The organism is Faucicola sp. SE7633, assembly GCF_059264685.1.
Genome location: NZ_JCADBW010000005.1, coordinates 35,484 through 49,871, shown reverse-complemented (window position 1 = coordinate 49,871; position 14,388 = coordinate 35,484). Strand labels below are relative to the sequence as shown.

The 14,388-nt window shown below is 51.5% G+C and carries 13 protein-coding genes and 1 tRNA gene; 5 read left to right on the top strand and 9 right to left on the bottom strand.

Annotated features, from left to right (window positions below):
- Positions 1–155: 155 nt before the first annotated feature.
- Together AC5L4R_RS03215 and AC5L4R_RS03210 are read right to left on the bottom strand one after the other, a co-directional pair.
- On the bottom strand, positions 156–1,619 hold the full coding sequence (locus AC5L4R_RS03215) for an ATP-binding protein (protein WP_494472638.1): 1,464 nt from the start codon (positions 1,617–1,619) through the stop codon (positions 156–158).
- Between the two features lie 468 nt (positions 1,620–2,087).
- Positions 2,088–2,768, bottom strand: a complete 681-nt coding sequence (locus AC5L4R_RS03210) for a response regulator (RefSeq protein ID WP_494472637.1) — start codon at positions 2,766–2,768, stop codon at positions 2,088–2,090.
- Between the two features lie 243 nt (positions 2,769–3,011).
- On the opposite strand from AC5L4R_RS03210, the gene AC5L4R_RS03205 reads away from it, so the two are divergent.
- The 3 genes from AC5L4R_RS03205 (at position 3,012) to uvrC (ending at position 6,186) form a co-directional block, all read left to right on the top strand.
- A complete protein-coding gene (locus AC5L4R_RS03205) occupies positions 3,012–3,617 on the top strand; it encodes a class I SAM-dependent methyltransferase (protein ID WP_494472636.1) in 606 nt (201 codons plus the stop codon).
- Positions 3,618–3,632: 15 nt separating this feature from the next.
- The gene (locus AC5L4R_RS03200; RefSeq protein ID WP_494472635.1) at positions 3,633–4,046 is read left to right on the top strand and encodes a hypothetical protein; all 414 of its coding nucleotides are present in this window, start codon (positions 3,633–3,635) and stop codon (positions 4,044–4,046) included.
- Positions 4,047–4,332: 286 nt separating this feature from the next.
- The gene (gene uvrC, locus AC5L4R_RS03195) at positions 4,333–6,186 is read left to right on the top strand and encodes an excinuclease ABC subunit UvrC (RefSeq protein ID WP_494472695.1); all 1,854 of its coding nucleotides are present in this window, start codon (positions 4,333–4,335) and stop codon (positions 6,184–6,186) included.
- Between the two features lie 65 nt (positions 6,187–6,251).
- On the opposite strand, the gene AC5L4R_RS03190 is transcribed toward uvrC, so the two are convergent.
- Positions 6,252–6,776, bottom strand: a complete 525-nt coding sequence (locus tag AC5L4R_RS03190; protein ID WP_494472634.1) for a hypothetical protein — start codon at positions 6,774–6,776, stop codon at positions 6,252–6,254.
- A 145-nt stretch (positions 6,777–6,921) separates the two neighbouring features.
- Positions 6,922–7,680: a CatB-related O-acetyltransferase gene (locus tag AC5L4R_RS03185; protein WP_494472633.1), complete on the bottom strand. Its 759-nt coding sequence runs from the start codon at positions 7,678–7,680 to the stop codon at positions 6,922–6,924.
- A 324-nt stretch (positions 7,681–8,004) separates the two neighbouring features.
- Between AC5L4R_RS03185 and AC5L4R_RS03180 the strand changes: the two genes are divergently transcribed.
- Positions 8,005–9,111 (top strand): NADH-dependent flavin oxidoreductase, encoded by a 1,107-nt coding sequence (locus tag AC5L4R_RS03180; protein WP_067056846.1) that lies wholly within the window; start codon positions 8,005–8,007, stop codon positions 9,109–9,111.
- Positions 9,112–9,211: 100 nt separating this feature from the next.
- Here AC5L4R_RS03180 and AC5L4R_RS03175 read toward each other — a convergent pair whose 3' ends face one another.
- Together AC5L4R_RS03175 and tyrS are read right to left on the bottom strand one after the other, a co-directional pair.
- Positions 9,212–9,457, bottom strand: coding sequence for a DUF1653 domain-containing protein (locus AC5L4R_RS03175; protein ID WP_067056843.1), 246 nt, complete (start codon positions 9,455–9,457; stop codon positions 9,212–9,214).
- Between the two features lie 14 nt (positions 9,458–9,471).
- Entirely contained in the window at positions 9,472–10,683 is a 1,212-nt protein-coding gene (gene tyrS / locus AC5L4R_RS03170; RefSeq protein ID WP_494472632.1) for a tyrosine--tRNA ligase, read from the bottom strand.
- A 286-nt stretch (positions 10,684–10,969) separates the two neighbouring features.
- On the opposite strand from tyrS, the gene AC5L4R_RS03165 reads away from it, so the two are divergent.
- Positions 10,970–12,310 (top strand): anhydro-N-acetylmuramic acid kinase, encoded by a 1,341-nt coding sequence (locus AC5L4R_RS03165; protein ID WP_494472694.1) that lies wholly within the window; start codon positions 10,970–10,972, stop codon positions 12,308–12,310.
- 25 nt (positions 12,311–12,335) lie between these two features.
- Here the strand turns inward: AC5L4R_RS03165 and AC5L4R_RS03160 are convergent, their stop codons facing one another.
- From AC5L4R_RS03160 to AC5L4R_RS03150, 3 genes are all read right to left on the bottom strand, one after another.
- Positions 12,336–13,364 carry an alpha/beta hydrolase gene (locus AC5L4R_RS03160; protein WP_494472631.1) on the bottom strand — a complete coding sequence of 343 codons (1,029 nt, stop codon included), beginning with the start codon at positions 13,362–13,364 and terminating at the stop codon, positions 12,336–12,338.
- A gap of 87 nt (positions 13,365–13,451) precedes the next feature.
- A tRNA-Phe gene (locus tag AC5L4R_RS03155) sits at positions 13,452–13,527 on the bottom strand.
- A gap of 122 nt (positions 13,528–13,649) precedes the next feature.
- Complete coding sequence (locus tag AC5L4R_RS03150) at positions 13,650–14,051, bottom strand: GNAT family N-acetyltransferase (protein ID WP_494472630.1); 402 nt, start codon at positions 14,049–14,051, stop codon at positions 13,650–13,652.
- Positions 14,052–14,388: the final 337 nt, after the last annotated feature.

Below are 14,388 nucleotides of genomic sequence, written 5' to 3'. Positions count from 1 at the left end.
GGTCGCTGGTTGGGTGGTGCGGTGCGGCGCGTTTACGCCAAACGGTTGTACCATAAGCTTGCCTACTATCTTGAGCAAATGTTTAAGCCAAGAATTTGTGCGGCAATTTTAAAGGATAAAACTTAATGCAGGCTTAATTTGCCCTGTTGGGGGTATCAAGCGCGGCGCAGCGTCACGCACAAGCCGTGCGCAGGTGCGGTTTGGTTGGCAAAAGACAGCGTAAGCCCATGCAACGCGGCGATACGCGCGACGATGGATAGCCCCAAGCCGCTGCCCTGTTGGGCTTGGCCTGCTGGGCGATAAAAGCGTTCGGTCAAACGCTCCAGCTGTTCGGGCGCAACACCGTTGCCGTTGTCGCAAACACTGATACAGTCAGCAGCAAGCGTCAGCGTGATACGGCTGCCGTCGGGCGTGTAGCGGATGGCATTATCCAGCAGGTTGCGCAGCAGCAGGCTGATTAGGATTGGGTTGCCATCAAGCGGCAGGATATCGGCAGGTGTGGGCGCGGTGATATCGCGGCGCAGCTGGCTGTAACGCTCGCGGGCAGGGCGATTGACCTCGCTGAGCACCGCATCACTGATGGCAAGCCAATCGATGGGTTGGTTGTCGTGTTGCGTCAGGTGTTGTTGTGGGTCGATTTTTGCCAAGACCAACAGCTGCTCCACCAAACGATTGGCGCGCTCTAACCCATTGGCAATTTTTTGGCTGTGTTGCAGCAGTGGCTCGCCTTGCTCGGCAGGTAAATCATAGGCGTATTGGTTTAAAAGGTCGGTTTGTAGCTTAAGACTGGTCAATGGGCTGCGCAGCTCGTGCGATGCGTCGGCGGTAAAGCGTTGCTCACGCGCTAGCACCTGCGCGGTACGGGCAAATAGCTGATTCAACGCATGTACCAATGGGGCGATTTCTTGCGGCACTTGCGCCTCAATCGGGTCAGCGTCGCTGGGTTTGTGGCAGGCGACTTGCTCGCTAATCGTGGCAAGTGGTGCCATGCCGCGGCGTACCTGCCAAATCACCCAGCCAATCAGCAACATCAGCCCAAGCAGCATCGTCACGGCTTGCCCAAGCAAGGTGTCAATCAGCATCTCGCGGCGTTCCGACACGCGTTGTCCAACGGCAACGCTGTGGTGTGGGGTTTGGATAAAAAACAGCCGCCACGCGCGGTCTTTGACCGTCTGCTCAATAAAGCCCTGCGCACTGGCAGAATAAGCAAAATACTGCCCCTTGCGGTCGGCCAGAATTAACGTGGCAGCACCCTGCGCGCTGGCGTTGGTGTTGCCAAACGTTGGTTTTGTCCAAATTGCAAAGCTGACCGCGCCGTCTTCTGCCGCGCCGATATCGCCATGTTGTTGGTAGCTTTTGATGGTGACCACCAGTGGCGCGGCGTCGGGGTCGTTGGGCTTGTCAAGTTCATCGCTTAGCTGGGCGAGGTAGGCGGCAAATTGTACCAGTTGGGTGTCGCTTTGCTCGCCGATTTCATGGCTAAGCCGCCAGCCCATCGCCACGCTGATGGCAAGCCACCACAGCGGCAAGCCAAATAGCAGTGACTTGATGAGTTGGCGTTGAATACTGGGTGTTGTGCTGGCGCGGTTGCTGCCAGATAATTTTAAAAACGTGTACAAAGCGTTGCCGATAAGGTAGTCGTTTATCAGGGGGGGTTATGGCTAGCCCAAGCGGTGTTGAGCAGTCGCTTGCGGCGGTCGTCGGTGTGGTGGCATGGCGCAAGGCGGCCACGTCTTTGGCCTTGGCGGTGCTATGAAAACCGTTTAAATCCTGTTGCACATATTGGGTCACCGCGGCGATTGGCGCATCATTGATCATATCGTGAAAATACGGCCTCCCACGCAAGCCATTGCGCACCACGCTATCGATGAAGTCAGCCGAATGCGTTTTGGGATTGTTTGCCCGTGGCGGACAATAGCCTGCGCCAAGACCGCCTTGCCATCTTGACTAAACTCACCCGTTTTGCAAAGTCGCTGTCCCATGTTGGGCAATTTGCGTCACTTTTAGTGTAATCGCGTTTAGTGTAATCGCGTCAATTTGGGCAAAAAACAGCTATTTTGTAAATTTTTGGACAAACCTACCCCCAATCAGTGATTGGTTGGGCTAAGCTCGGGATTTAGATAATACCCCAAGCCACGTTTGGTCAAAATAAAGTCATTGCCCAGTTTTTTACGCAAGTGGTGAATATGCACCTCAATGGCGTTGCTATCGACTTCTTGCTGCCAGCCATAGACCTTGTCCTCAAGGCTTGCGCGGCTGTGGATGTGACTTGGCTGTGCCATCAACAATGCCAGCAGCGCGACTTCTTTGCCCGTCATCTCAACCAGCTGCCCATCTAGCCAAACCTGCTGGCTGTGCGGCTGATACTCAACCTTGCCATAGCGCATGGCAGGCTGACTGCGCCCTTGGCTGCGCCGAATCAGCGCTTGTAGTCGCGCGACCAGTTCATCGAGCGCAAACGGCTTGACCAGATAATCATCCGCGCCAGCATTGAGCCCTGCCACGCGGTTGGCAATCGCGTCACGGGCGGTGATAATCAACACAGGTGTATCAAACCCACGCGCGCGCCATTCTGCCAACAACATCATGCCGTCACCCTCAGGCAGGCTCAAATCCAATAGCACCGCGTCAAACTGCTCAGCGTCCAATGCCCACCGCCCCTCACGTGCATTATTTAGCCATTCGACCATCATGCCTTGGCGGTGTAGTCCTGTTAGCAGTGCGTCGGCAATTTGGGTGTCATCTTCTAGCAATAAAATTCGGCTCATGGTGGTGGTTTTTATGGCTGTGATAAGGTTGGGTATAAGGCTTAGCGTTTATTTAACCATTTATTTAAAAACGAAAACATAGCGCGCGCGTGGTGGCATTGTAGCATGTTTTGCTGTTGTGATTGTTGAGCGTTTCTTGATTGCGTGTGTGGCGGCACGCTTGATAAAATCACCCATTTGCCCAATTAAAGTAACAGCGTCACGCACGCCTACCACGCAACATACCGCCAACAAGGAATCGCCATGCACCGTATTGACCCCGATTTGCTCAAAAAATCCGCCCATTGGCGGCAAGATATCGCGTTTCGTCAAGACGTACTAGGCAAGCCGTTTGATTTTGTCAGCACGTGGGGGTTATTTTCACCTGAAAAACTTGACGATGGTAGCTTGATGTTGTTGGATTATATCGAGTTTTTGCCCGATGACCACTCAATTGACTTAGGCTGCGGCTATGGCGTGCTTGGCATGACGGCGGCGCGTGAATGTCCCAATGGACAGCATTTGCTGATTGATAAAGACTTTGTCGCTGTGCAGTACGCTGAGCGCAACTGCCAAAAAAACGGCTTAACCAATACCCAAGTCATATTGTCCAACGGTTTTGCCCAAGTCGATACCGCGCGCCGCTTTAGTCTTGTCATGTCAAATTTGCCTGCCAAAGCCAGCAAAGAGCAGCATTATTTGTACCTGCTTGATGCCTACAACGCGATGGATGCAGGCGCACGGTTTTATGTTGTCACCATCAATGGGCTACGCGAGTTTATGAAGCGTTCATTCACCGAAGTGTTTGGCAATAGCGAAAAAATCAAACAGGGCAAAACCTACACCATCACCAAGGCAGTCAAAGCGTAAATTTAGCCAATAATTATGCCAAAAAAATCCCAACAAGCGTACCTAGACTGGCTTGAGCAAGTCGAAGCAGCAAACGATGATGACGCAATGGGCGCGTGTGAGCTGTGCCAACGCCAAGCAGTTGTCTTGACGCGCCACCATCTGATCCCACAATCACGCCACAACAAAGCACGTACACAGCGTGAGTTTAGCCGCGCCGAGATGAAAACCGAAATCGCCCTGCTGTGTCGCCCGTGTCACAGTCAGGTACATCGGGTGTTTAGCAACCAAGAACTGGCCGATTATTATCACACGGTCGAGCGGCTGTTGGGCAATGACGATATCGTCAAGTTTATCAACTGGGTCAAAAAACGCCCTGCTGGGCAAAAAATCCGCGTGCGCTCACAGCGTGATACGTCCAAAGATCCCAAAAATCATCGACGAGGCTAAGCAACTTGTTTAAAACCCAGTCAATCTACGCAATATAACCCCTATCGCAACCCATTGCCAACCGAGTTATTGTGTTATGCCCGATTTTGAGTTACCACCCGTTTTGCCACCAAGCAGCGAATTAAAAAGCGGCGAATTAAACTTAAATGCCGCTTCACAGATGGACATCGACCAAAACAGCGGCACAGCAAGCGAGGCTGAAATGCAGCGCAATGCCGATATGACAAACGCGCAGCCCGACGCCGCCCACACGCCAAGCGAACCTGTTATCGGTGACGGTATCACCATCAACACCAGTATTCCACCCGTCTCTGCCACCACCGCCGAACGCAAAGCGTACCTCAATCACCTCATCAAACGCTTGCCCAATCTGCCAGGCGTGTACAAAATGATTGGCAAAAGTGGCGATATTTTGTATGTCGGCAAGGCAAAATCGCTCAAAAACCGCGTCAGCAGTTACTTTGCCAAAACCATCGACCATCCCAAAACGCGCGCGTTGGTGCAGCGTATCCACCACATTGACACCATCATCACGCGATCTGAGACCGAAGCACTATTGCTTGAGCAAAACCTCATCAAGCTGCACCGTCCGCCCTACAACGTGCTGCTGCGCGACGACAAATCCTACCTGTACGTATTCATCTCTGCCGACAAACCCTACCCACGGCTGGCATATGGGCGCGGCAAAGGGCAACACCAAAAGGGCAAATTCTTTGGTCCGTTTCCGTCAGCGCATGCGGCAAAAGAAACCTTACTGCTCATGCAAAAAATGTTTCAGGTGCGCCAATGCACCAACACATTTTTTAAAGCGCGTCAGCGGCCGTGTCTTGAATACCAAATCAAGCGTTGCCGTGCGCCGTGTGTGGGGCTGGTATCGCCCGAGGATTACGCCGATGATGTCAATAACACCATTCGGTTTTTAAAAGGCGAGGGGACGGATTTGCAGGTGCGTTTGGTTGGCAAAATGGAACAAGCCGCCGAAGCCATGCAGTTTGAACAAGCCGCGTTTTATCGTGACCAGCTGTCCATGCTGCGCGAAGTGCAAGCCAAACAAGCCGTGTATACCGTCAAAGGTGAGGCCGACATCATCGCCATCGCCAGTCAAGCAGGCATCACCTGCGTGCATGTCATGAATGTACGCGGCGGGCGCGTACTGGGGGGCAACAATTACTTCCCCGATGTTGATAGCCAACAACAGCTTGCCGAAAACTTGTCAGAATTTGTCATCTCATTTTATTTTCAAGTCAGTGATGACTTACCCGATGACTTGATTTTAAGCCATGCACTGCCCGACCAAGCCGCCGTTGGTGACGCATTAGCCGAGCAATTTGGCAAAAAAGTCGCCATCAAAACCCGTGTGCGCGAGCAGCGTGCCGAATGGCTTAGCCTTGCCCAAATGAACGCCAACAACGCCCTACAAACCAAACTTGGCGATTATCTTGAAGTCAAGGCGCGTTACCAAGCGTTGCAAGACGTACTGGGCGATGCGCTGGACGGCAAGACGCTAGACCGTATCGAATGCTTTGACATTTCGCACACCATGGGCGAGGCAACCATCGCCAGCTGCGTGGTCTGCGACCAAGGCGGTCTGCGAAAACGCGACTACCGCCAATACGCCATTCACGGCATCACAGGCGGCGATGACTACGCCGCCATGCAGCAAGCCCTAACACGACGCTACAGCAAACAACCGCTACCCGATTTATTGCTGATTGATGGCGGCAAAGGACAGCTCAACATGGCAAAAAATGTGCTGACCGAACTTGGTATTTTGGGGCAAACGCTGCTGGTTGGTGTGGCAAAAGGCGAGGGGCGCAAGGCAGGGCTTGAAGTGCTGCACTTTATCGACCGTGAACCGCTGGATTTACCACCTGACAGCAAAGCGTTGCACCTGATTATGCACATTCGCGATGAGGCGCACCGCTTTGCCATCACCGCACACCGCAAAAAACGCGACAAACGCCGCGCAAGCTCGGTGCTAGAAGCCATTCCAGGTTTGGGTGAAAAACGCCGCCGTGATTTGCTCAACCATTTTGGCGGCTTACAGCAGCTACTAGGCGCGTCACAGGCAGACATCGAACAAGTCCACGGCATCGGCAAGGTCATGGCAAATACCATCTATAAGGTTTTACACCATTAGGCACGATTGGCGTGCAGTCAGTGGGTTAAGCCGTTGAATTTGACAAAAACGCGCGTTAGATTTTGCTAGTCATCGTCTGTGGTTTGCTGAAAGGTGGTGTGCAACCAGTCGTGCAATTCGGCTTTGAGCTCAGCGGCAAATTGGCGCGTGCGTGCCTCGACATACGCGTCGATATTCGCCTGCAGATCCGCGGTAAACTCGGCAAAATCGGTGTCGGCGGTGATGGTAGGGACTTGCAGCGCGGTCAAGGCGTGCTCGGGGTCACGAATGGCGTACACACTGTGGCAAGCTTGCGCGGTGTCATGCTCGCTTGTGCTAGGTGGCACATACACAGGCTCAATCGGCTCAGCAGGCGTGGTGAACGGTGCGTTTTCGCTGTTGCTGACAGCGCGGTTGAGTGCTTCGATTTGCTGCAGGGTGTCGATTGCTTCATGCAAATTATCGACTTGAAAGCTGAAATTGTCCAATTCAGTTTCAGGCTGTAGCAAGGTATGGATATCTGCCAGTTCTTGCATGATGGTATGCTTGATGGCGGTTGGCGTTGCCAGCCAGCGCTGCGAAAACTGGTGTGAAAAAGCAAATCCTGACATAGCCGTGTGTTTCCCATCCTGCCGCTTGTCACCGCCGCCAAAGTGGCAGCGGTATTTAACCAAAGTTATTTAACACGACATTGCGCCAAATAGCAAGCCTTGCTGGCGTGTATTGGGCGCAAAATTGGGCTGGCTTATAGGCGAATTAAACCTTACCACCTGCGGCAAGTAATTGCTTGGCGGTGATGACTTTGGGCTTGTGCACAATGGCCGTGCCGTCAGCGATTTTTTTTTCCAAAACATCCAAAGCCGTCACAGGGTCAAGAAACGCCTTATGATCAAAATTAACAAACGAATAATTCCACCATTTGACACGCAATAACCGCGCAATCACGTCCTCGGAAAAACGGTATTTAATCAGTTTGGCAGGGTTGCCGCCAACAATGGCATACGCTGGCACGTCTTTGACCACGTGTGAGTTTGCCGCCACAATCGCGCCATCACCGATCTGAATGCCATTGGCAAGCGTCACGCCCTCGCCAATCCAAACATCGTTGCCAAAACGTGCGTTGTTCAGCGCGGTTTGTGTGGGTTCAACCGCAAAATCGGTATAACCGTTGTCCTCAAGATAGCGTGACATGATCACAAAATTGCCATCATAGGTGAATGACGATGAGCTGATGCGCTCATATGGATGACGCTCGCCCATGAACTTCAATCCTGCGGCAATCGAGCAATAACGCCCAACCTTAAGCCACGTGGGCAACCCTGACCACGAATACGAAAACGAGCCCATCGAGCACAGCGTGCGATGCCCCATAAATGAACAGTACGGCTCAAGCCGTAAACTGGCATCAAAAAAGATATAATCTTCTGGCTTGATAAAATTAAAGTCATCGTCTGCGCCCGAAAAATACACACGCGACAATACACGTTTTTTGGCTTTGCCAAACTCGATATACATGATTTTTTTCCGATTTTGTTTGTTAGCGGCTTTAGTATCGTTAAACTATAAAAGAGCGGCTGACTTACGTCAAGGCTTTGGCGACGCAATAATTTAAACGCACGGTTTTATGTTGTGCCAACGCGTTTAAGGCTGTCATCAGGCAACAAGCCGCCCAGCGTGTGCGTCAGCATCAACATTTTTTAACCACCAGACTTGTTTTTTGTTGGCATCGGGCTTATCTAGCGACTAGGCGTTTGGCTAAACTAACCAACGCTGATGTACAAAAAATCTTAACAATACCCTATATTGGACAATCCAGCCAACTAAGCTAAGGGCAACCGTATGCAAGCATTATTCACCCCCTTTACTCTCAACAATGGCGTGGAGCTCAAAAACCGCCTAGCCGTTGCACCCATGACACACTGGGCATCTGACGAGCACGGGCATTTAAGTGACGCTGAGCGCGAATTTTTGCGCGGACGTGCGACGGATTTTGGGCTGTTTATTACCGCCGCAACTTTGGTCACCCGTGAGGGCAAGGCATTTGCAGGGCAGCCATACGCCATCGACGACAACGACTTGGCAAGCTTGACCCAAACCGCCAACCTACTTAAACAACAAGGCGCTAAAGCGATTTTGCAAATCCATCACGGCGGCAAGCTGGCAGAAACAGACCTCATCGACGGGCGCGACAAGGTTGCCCCCAGCAATGATGCGGACACAGGCGCGCGCGCCGTCACCGAAGCAGAAATCCACGCGCTGATTCAGGGCTTTGCCAATGCCGCTCGTTTGGCGATTGCGGCAGGGTTTGATGGTGTGGAAATTCACGGTGCGAACGGCTATTTGATTCAACAATTTGTTTCGGGTCATAGCAACCGCCGCACCGATGATTGGGGTGGTAGCCGCGAAAAACGCCTAAAATTCCCGTTGGCAGTCATTGATGCGGTTGATGCGGTGCGCCAAGCGCATAACAAGCCAGAATTCATCGTCGGCTACCGTTTGTCCCCCGAAGAGCCCGAGGAGCAAGGCTTGACGATGGCAGATACCTTTGCGCTGATTGATGCATTGGTCGAAAAACCGTTGCAATACGTTCACGTGTCGTTGTGGGACTTTTTCTCCGAGCCGCGCCGCGATGCTAGCACCGACAAAACGCGTTTGGCGCATATCCATGAACGCTTGGCAGGCAGACTGCCATTGATGGGTGTGGGTAATTTGCTGTCTGCTGAGGACATCGAGCGCGCGTACAACAGCGGTGTGGTTGAGCTGATCGGCTTGGGCAAGGCGGTGCTAATGAACCGCAACATGGCAACGTTGCTCAAACATGGCGACTATGCCAATATTGACACCGAGCTTGACCCCAACCGCAAAGACTACTATGGCTTTTCCGAAAAATTGTGGGAGCTTAATATGCAGCAACCTGCGTTTTTGCCTAAGGTTAAACAAGCCTAAATTCACACAAAAAAGCGTAATACAAAAAAGGGGCAGCCGATGTTTGCCCCTTTTTTTTACAGTCTTTCTACCAAAGCCTGTATCGCTAAAAATACAAAGCTCAACCGTGCGGCAATGGCTGGGCTAGCGCAAAGCGCGGCACGGTGTTGCCATCGACGCTGACGGTCTCAACAAACATCGCCAACGGGCGCACCCAAATGCCAAACTCACCGTATAGTGCACGGTAAACCACCAGCCATTCCTCGGTTTCGCTGTGGCGGGCAAGGTGCAAAACGTGATAAAAATCGCCTTTGTAATGCTGATAAATACCGAGCGTCAATGGCGGCGTAGTGGTGTAAGCTGTCATCTGTTTGACCTTGTTTAAACCAACGTAACTTTAGCGTACGCTTTTTTGCCTGCTTGGATGACCACAGTTTGCCCACGGGTAAGCGCAAAGCTATTATCCACTACGTGTCCATCGACTTTGACCGATTGATTTTTGAGTAAATCCTTGGCTTGAGCAGAGTTTTTAGCCAGTTCGGCTTGGTTAAGCACTTGGGTGATAAACATCTGTTCGCTATCGGCAGGTACGTCTAAAGTCACCTCGGGCAAGTCAATCGGCAATTCGCCGTCAGCAAGCACGTTACCTGCCGATTTGTGCGCATTGGCAGCGGCATCGGCATCGTGAAAACGCTCAATCAACTCCAATGCTAAGATTTTTTTTAGCTCTTGCGGATTGCGACCATTTGCCATCTCAGTAAGTAAGGCTTCAACCTCAGCCATTGGCTTAAAGCTAAGCAGCTCAAAATAACGCGGAATTAAGCTATCGGGCATGGATAGGATTTTTTGGTACATGCTACCTGCGCTGTCATAAATCCCGATGTAATTGCCCAATGACTTGGACATTTTATTGACTCCGTCAAGCCCTTCTAAAATTGGCACAGTGATACACACTTGTGCAGGCTGTCCATACCGCCCTTGCAAGGTGCGCCCCATCAGCAGGTTAAAGGTCTGGTCGGTGCCGCCAAGCTCGACATCGGCGCGCATGGCAACCGAATCATAGCCTTGCACCAATGGGTACAAAAATTCATGAATTGAAATCGGGGTTTGTGAGTGATAACGCTTAGAAAAGTCATCGCGCTCTAGCATTCGCGATACGGTTTGCTGACTGGCAAGGCTGATCATATCTCCTGCCGACATTTTGCTAAACCATTGAGAATTGAACATCACTTGCGTTTTGGCAGGGTCAAGAATTTTAAACACCTGTTCTTTGTAGGTTTCTGCGTTGGCGGCAATTTGTTCTTCTGACAACGGCGGACGGGTGGCATTTTTGCCCGTCGGATCACCGATGCGTGCGGTGTAATCGCCAATCAAAAACAGCACCTCATGCCCCAAGTCTTGAAAATGCTTGAGTTTGTTGATCAGCACCGTATGACCAAAGTGTAAATCAGGTGCAGTCGGGTCAAACCCTGCCTTGATTCGCAGTGGACGGTTTTGCTTGAGTTTGTCTAGCAAGTCTTGTTCAGAAATAATTTCATGGGTGCCACGACGAATCAGCTCAAGCTGCTGTTCGGGAGGTAAAAAATCACTCATCGGATATCCTGTCTTAAAATTGGTTAAAGCTACGGTTCAATTTAACGTATTAAAAGATTTTGTAAACACTTTGTTTGGCTGCCAAAAAAAAGCAAAGCCGTTGTTGGGTTGCATCGTAAGAAAAGGTTGTGTCATTATAGCAAAGTTTTTAGCAAGTTTGCCGCCCACCCGTGCAACGCGTCGAGGGCATTTTTTCGTCTATATTTTTCACCATCTAACAGGTCTGCCCATGAGCAACAATCCTCAAAACCCGATGTCACCGTTTGATGTACCCACTGATTTGGGTATGGCAAATCTACCCTTTGACGAGGCGTTTATCAACCAGTTTGGCGAATTGCTGGGCGCGATGACCGAACCGCTGCGCTACGACCAAACAGATATGCTGGCGGATACACCATATCTGGTAGGTATCATGTCAGGCACCAGTTTAGATGGTATGGACGCAGTGCTGTGTCAGTTTCACGAAATCGACGTGGACAATGATGAGCCGATTGAGCTACTCGCGACGGCTAGTTTGCCATTTGATGATGAGTTGCGCTCAGCATTGTTGGCATTGAGTACGCCAAACGGTGTTAGCGAATGGTTGGCGCAACGCATGACGACAGATAAGAGCCAGTCAGATTTTGCCAGTGAGTTGGATGTGTTTGGTTGGGCAAGTGTGCGCTATGCCGAGCTTGCCAGCGAATTGGTCAGCGAGCTGCTGCGTCATGCGCACGTGCTGCCTGAGGAGGTCGCGGCAATCGGCTGTCATGGGCAAACCGTGCGCCATCGTCCCGAATGGCACTTTAGTCTACAGTTGTTGGACGCCAATTTATTGGCTGAGCGCACGGGCATTGCGGTGGTCAGTGATTTTCGCCGCCGTGATATGGCAGTGGGTGGACAAGGCGCGCCCTTGGTGCCTGCGTTTCATCAAGCCATGTTTGGACAGTTTGTGCAGGACGCTGCGCCGTGGGTGGTGCTAAACTTAGGCGGAGTGGCAAACATCACCGTGTTGGCAAAGCCAGCGACAGACGAACCAGCCGATACAGATGCTGCCGTGGTTGGTTTTGATACAGGCCCTGCCAATCTGCTGCTTGATGGCTGGTGTCAGCGTCACACAGGCAAGGCGTACGATGACAATGGCGCGTGGGCAAAATCGGGCACGGTGATCGAGCCGTTATTGACCGCGTTGTTGCAGCACGAATTTTTTGCCAAGCCTGCGCCCAAAAGCACAGGGCGTGAGGCATTTAACTTGGCATGGCTTGATGATGTGCTGGCACAAGTTGCCGCCGCAAATCCCGATTTGACGCTAGCCCCTGCCGATGTGCAAGCTACCTTGACTGAACTGACCGCCATCACAGTGGCGCAAGCGATTTTAGCTGAGCTTGGGCAAATAGATGACAGCGCGCACGGCACCTTGTTGGTCTGTGGCGGTGGCGCGTACAATAGTTTTTTGCTCAAGCGCTTAGCGGTGTATTTGCCAAACTTTAGCATTAAATCCACCGATCGCGTGGGCTTAGCGGCAAAATGGGTCGAGGCGGCGGCGTTTGCGTGGCTGGCGCGGCAGACCCTAACCAACCAAACAGGCAATTTGCCAAGCGTGACAGGTGCAAGCAAGGCAGTGGTTTTGGGGCAGGTGTGTTTTTAAAGCCCACTTTTGGCACCCACAACCTTCACTGTTTAGGCAGTGCCTCAAACCAGTCTAAAAACGCCTGTTGCCAACCCTGTGTTGGTGTATTGGCTTTGCCCATCCCCCAACCATGCCCACCGCTGGCATACAGTTGTAGCGTGGATGGCACACCAGCTTGTTGCAGTTTGCAATAAAGCGTTTGGCTTTTAGCGACGGGCGCGATGGGATCATCAACCGCATGGGCAATAAACATCGGCGGTGTACTGGGTGTGACCGCGGTTTCTACCGAATACGCGGCTTGGGTTTGATGTAGCGTGATAGGTTTGGTGTTATGGTTTGGTTGGGTCGTTTGCCAATCGCCCAGCAACACTTTGTACGAATGGCTGCGGTTGTCAGGCGGCAACATACTGACAATCGGATACAGCATCACAACAAAATCGGGGCGTGTTGATAACGATTGTGCGGCATCGCGCTGGTCATTCATGCGCCCAATGCTGCTATGGCGATCATCAATTTGCGAATGCGTGGCGATCATGCCTGCGATATGTCCCCCTGCCGAAAAACCCATCACACCCACACGCTGATAGCCATAGGTTGTTGCCAAACTGCGTGCCAAGCGCACCGCTTGCTGGGCATCTGCCCATGCCACGGTTTTGTGCGTCCAACCTTCAGCAGGCAAACGATAGATCGTATTAAACACGCTAAAGCCTTGTTCTGCTAGCCACTGTGCAGCAGGTGTACCTTCCTTACCCAATTGCTCACTGGCGTAGCCACCGCCGCTGAGCACAATGATAGCGGTATGGCGATTTTGGCTGCCAGAGGTTGGCACATACAGCATCATACGCGGATTACCGACTTGGGTCACTGCGCCTTTATTGCTGACTTGCTCGACAGGCATAGGGGTATCGCTCCCCCAATCTCGTTGAAGCTGGGCAGGCGACCACAGGGCAATGGTTCGAGCAGGTGTGGGCAATGCAGAAAAAACCTGTGCATCTGCCAAAGTGCAGACCAATACACCACAAGCCAACATACCTCTTATCAACTGGGCGTATTGATCGTTAGTTGGTTGCATTGGATGTCATCCATGGTTGTTTTTGATTGTGCTGTTCGCTAACCAACCATAAAAAAACCCAAACCAACAGGTTTGGGTTTTTGGATATGGTGGCGTGAGGCAGGATCGAACTGCCGACACACGGATTTTCAATCCGTTGCTCTACCGACTGAGCTATCGCGCCATATGTGAGGCATTATTTAACCAAAAAAAACCTGACTTGTCAAACATTATTTATCATTATCGAGAAAATTTTTATCAAAATCTATCAATTTGTTTGCCAACAGCGTATTGGGCAGCTATTGCTTAGCCCAACAGTTCATAGTGGGTCAAAATCCGCAAAATATCGCCGTCATCGCTGGCAAAGCGCACAATACCCAGTTTGCGCTCGCTGTCGGTGGTTTGTTTGATGAGTTTTGCATCAATGGCGCGTCCGCGATTGGCAGGGTGGACGGCAAGGTGGGCGAGCCTGCGTTGTCCGTCAGTCCCATCATCAAGGCTCGCCACGGCGGCAATTGGACGGTCATTGAACATGCCGACGTACAGTCGCCCACCACGCGCAAATAGCCCGTTGAAGGTCGCAATTGCGGTTTGCCCATCGGCAAATTCTCGGCTATCTTCGTATAGCTTGGCGATACGGGCGGCAAGTTCAGGGTCGTCGATGCGGTTATGGCTAAAATCTTGGATGGCAATGCTTTCTAGTGGCATGGTGGTTACTTTTTGATGTGCCAATTTTGATGTGCCAATTTTTACAAGCAGTTTGTTGACTTCCTCCCCTCCCTATCGTTCGGGGATTCCTTCTGCAAGACGGTGAAGCCCCACCGCAAACCTAAGACAATGGCAACCGCCCGTACGACACACCGTACATCTTAGGTTCTTATTTTAAGCTAATCCTACCGTTAGGATTGTCATAGACACGAATTAGCTTAAGTGTGTGTTTGGAAACGTCTTACCAGTTAAGTTACTGCGTACTCGCAATTTAGTCTTAACTTAACTGTGGAATGTAAGACATTGAATATAGTGAGATGAGTATAGCAAAACTCAT

Excerpts from the sequence above, each read along its gene's own strand:
- AC5L4R_RS03180 (WP_067056846.1), top strand. The coding sequence starts at position 8,005 with ATGCAAGCATTATTCACCCCCTTTACTCTCAACAATGGCGTGGAGCTC.
- AC5L4R_RS03190 (WP_494472634.1), bottom strand. The coding sequence starts at position 6,776 with ATGTCAGGATTTGCTTTTTCACACCAGTTTTCGCAGCGCTGGCTGGCA.
- AC5L4R_RS03160 (WP_494472631.1), bottom strand. The coding sequence starts at position 13,364 with ATGCAACCAACTAACGATCAATACGCCCAGTTGATAAGAGGTATGTTG.
- AC5L4R_RS03150 (WP_494472630.1), bottom strand. The coding sequence starts at position 14,051 with ATGCCACTAGAAAGCATTGCCATCCAAGATTTTAGCCATAACCGCATC.
- AC5L4R_RS03210 (WP_494472637.1), bottom strand. The coding sequence starts at position 2,768 with ATGAGCCGAATTTTATTGCTAGAAGATGACACCCAAATTGCCGACGCA.
- AC5L4R_RS03205 (WP_494472636.1), top strand. The coding sequence starts at position 3,012 with ATGCACCGTATTGACCCCGATTTGCTCAAAAAATCCGCCCATTGGCGG.
- AC5L4R_RS03185 (WP_494472633.1), bottom strand. The coding sequence starts at position 7,680 with ATGTATATCGAGTTTGGCAAAGCCAAAAAACGTGTATTGTCGCGTGTG.
- tyrS (WP_494472632.1), bottom strand. The coding sequence starts at position 10,683 with ATGAGTGATTTTTTACCTCCCGAACAGCAGCTTGAGCTGATTCGTCGT.
- AC5L4R_RS03175 (WP_067056843.1), bottom strand. The coding sequence starts at position 9,457 with ATGACAGCTTACACCACTACGCCGCCATTGACGCTCGGTATTTATCAG.
- AC5L4R_RS03200 (WP_494472635.1), top strand. The coding sequence starts at position 3,633 with ATGCCAAAAAAATCCCAACAAGCGTACCTAGACTGGCTTGAGCAAGTC.
- AC5L4R_RS03165 (WP_494472694.1), top strand. The coding sequence starts at position 10,970 with ATGGCAAATCTACCCTTTGACGAGGCGTTTATCAACCAGTTTGGCGAA.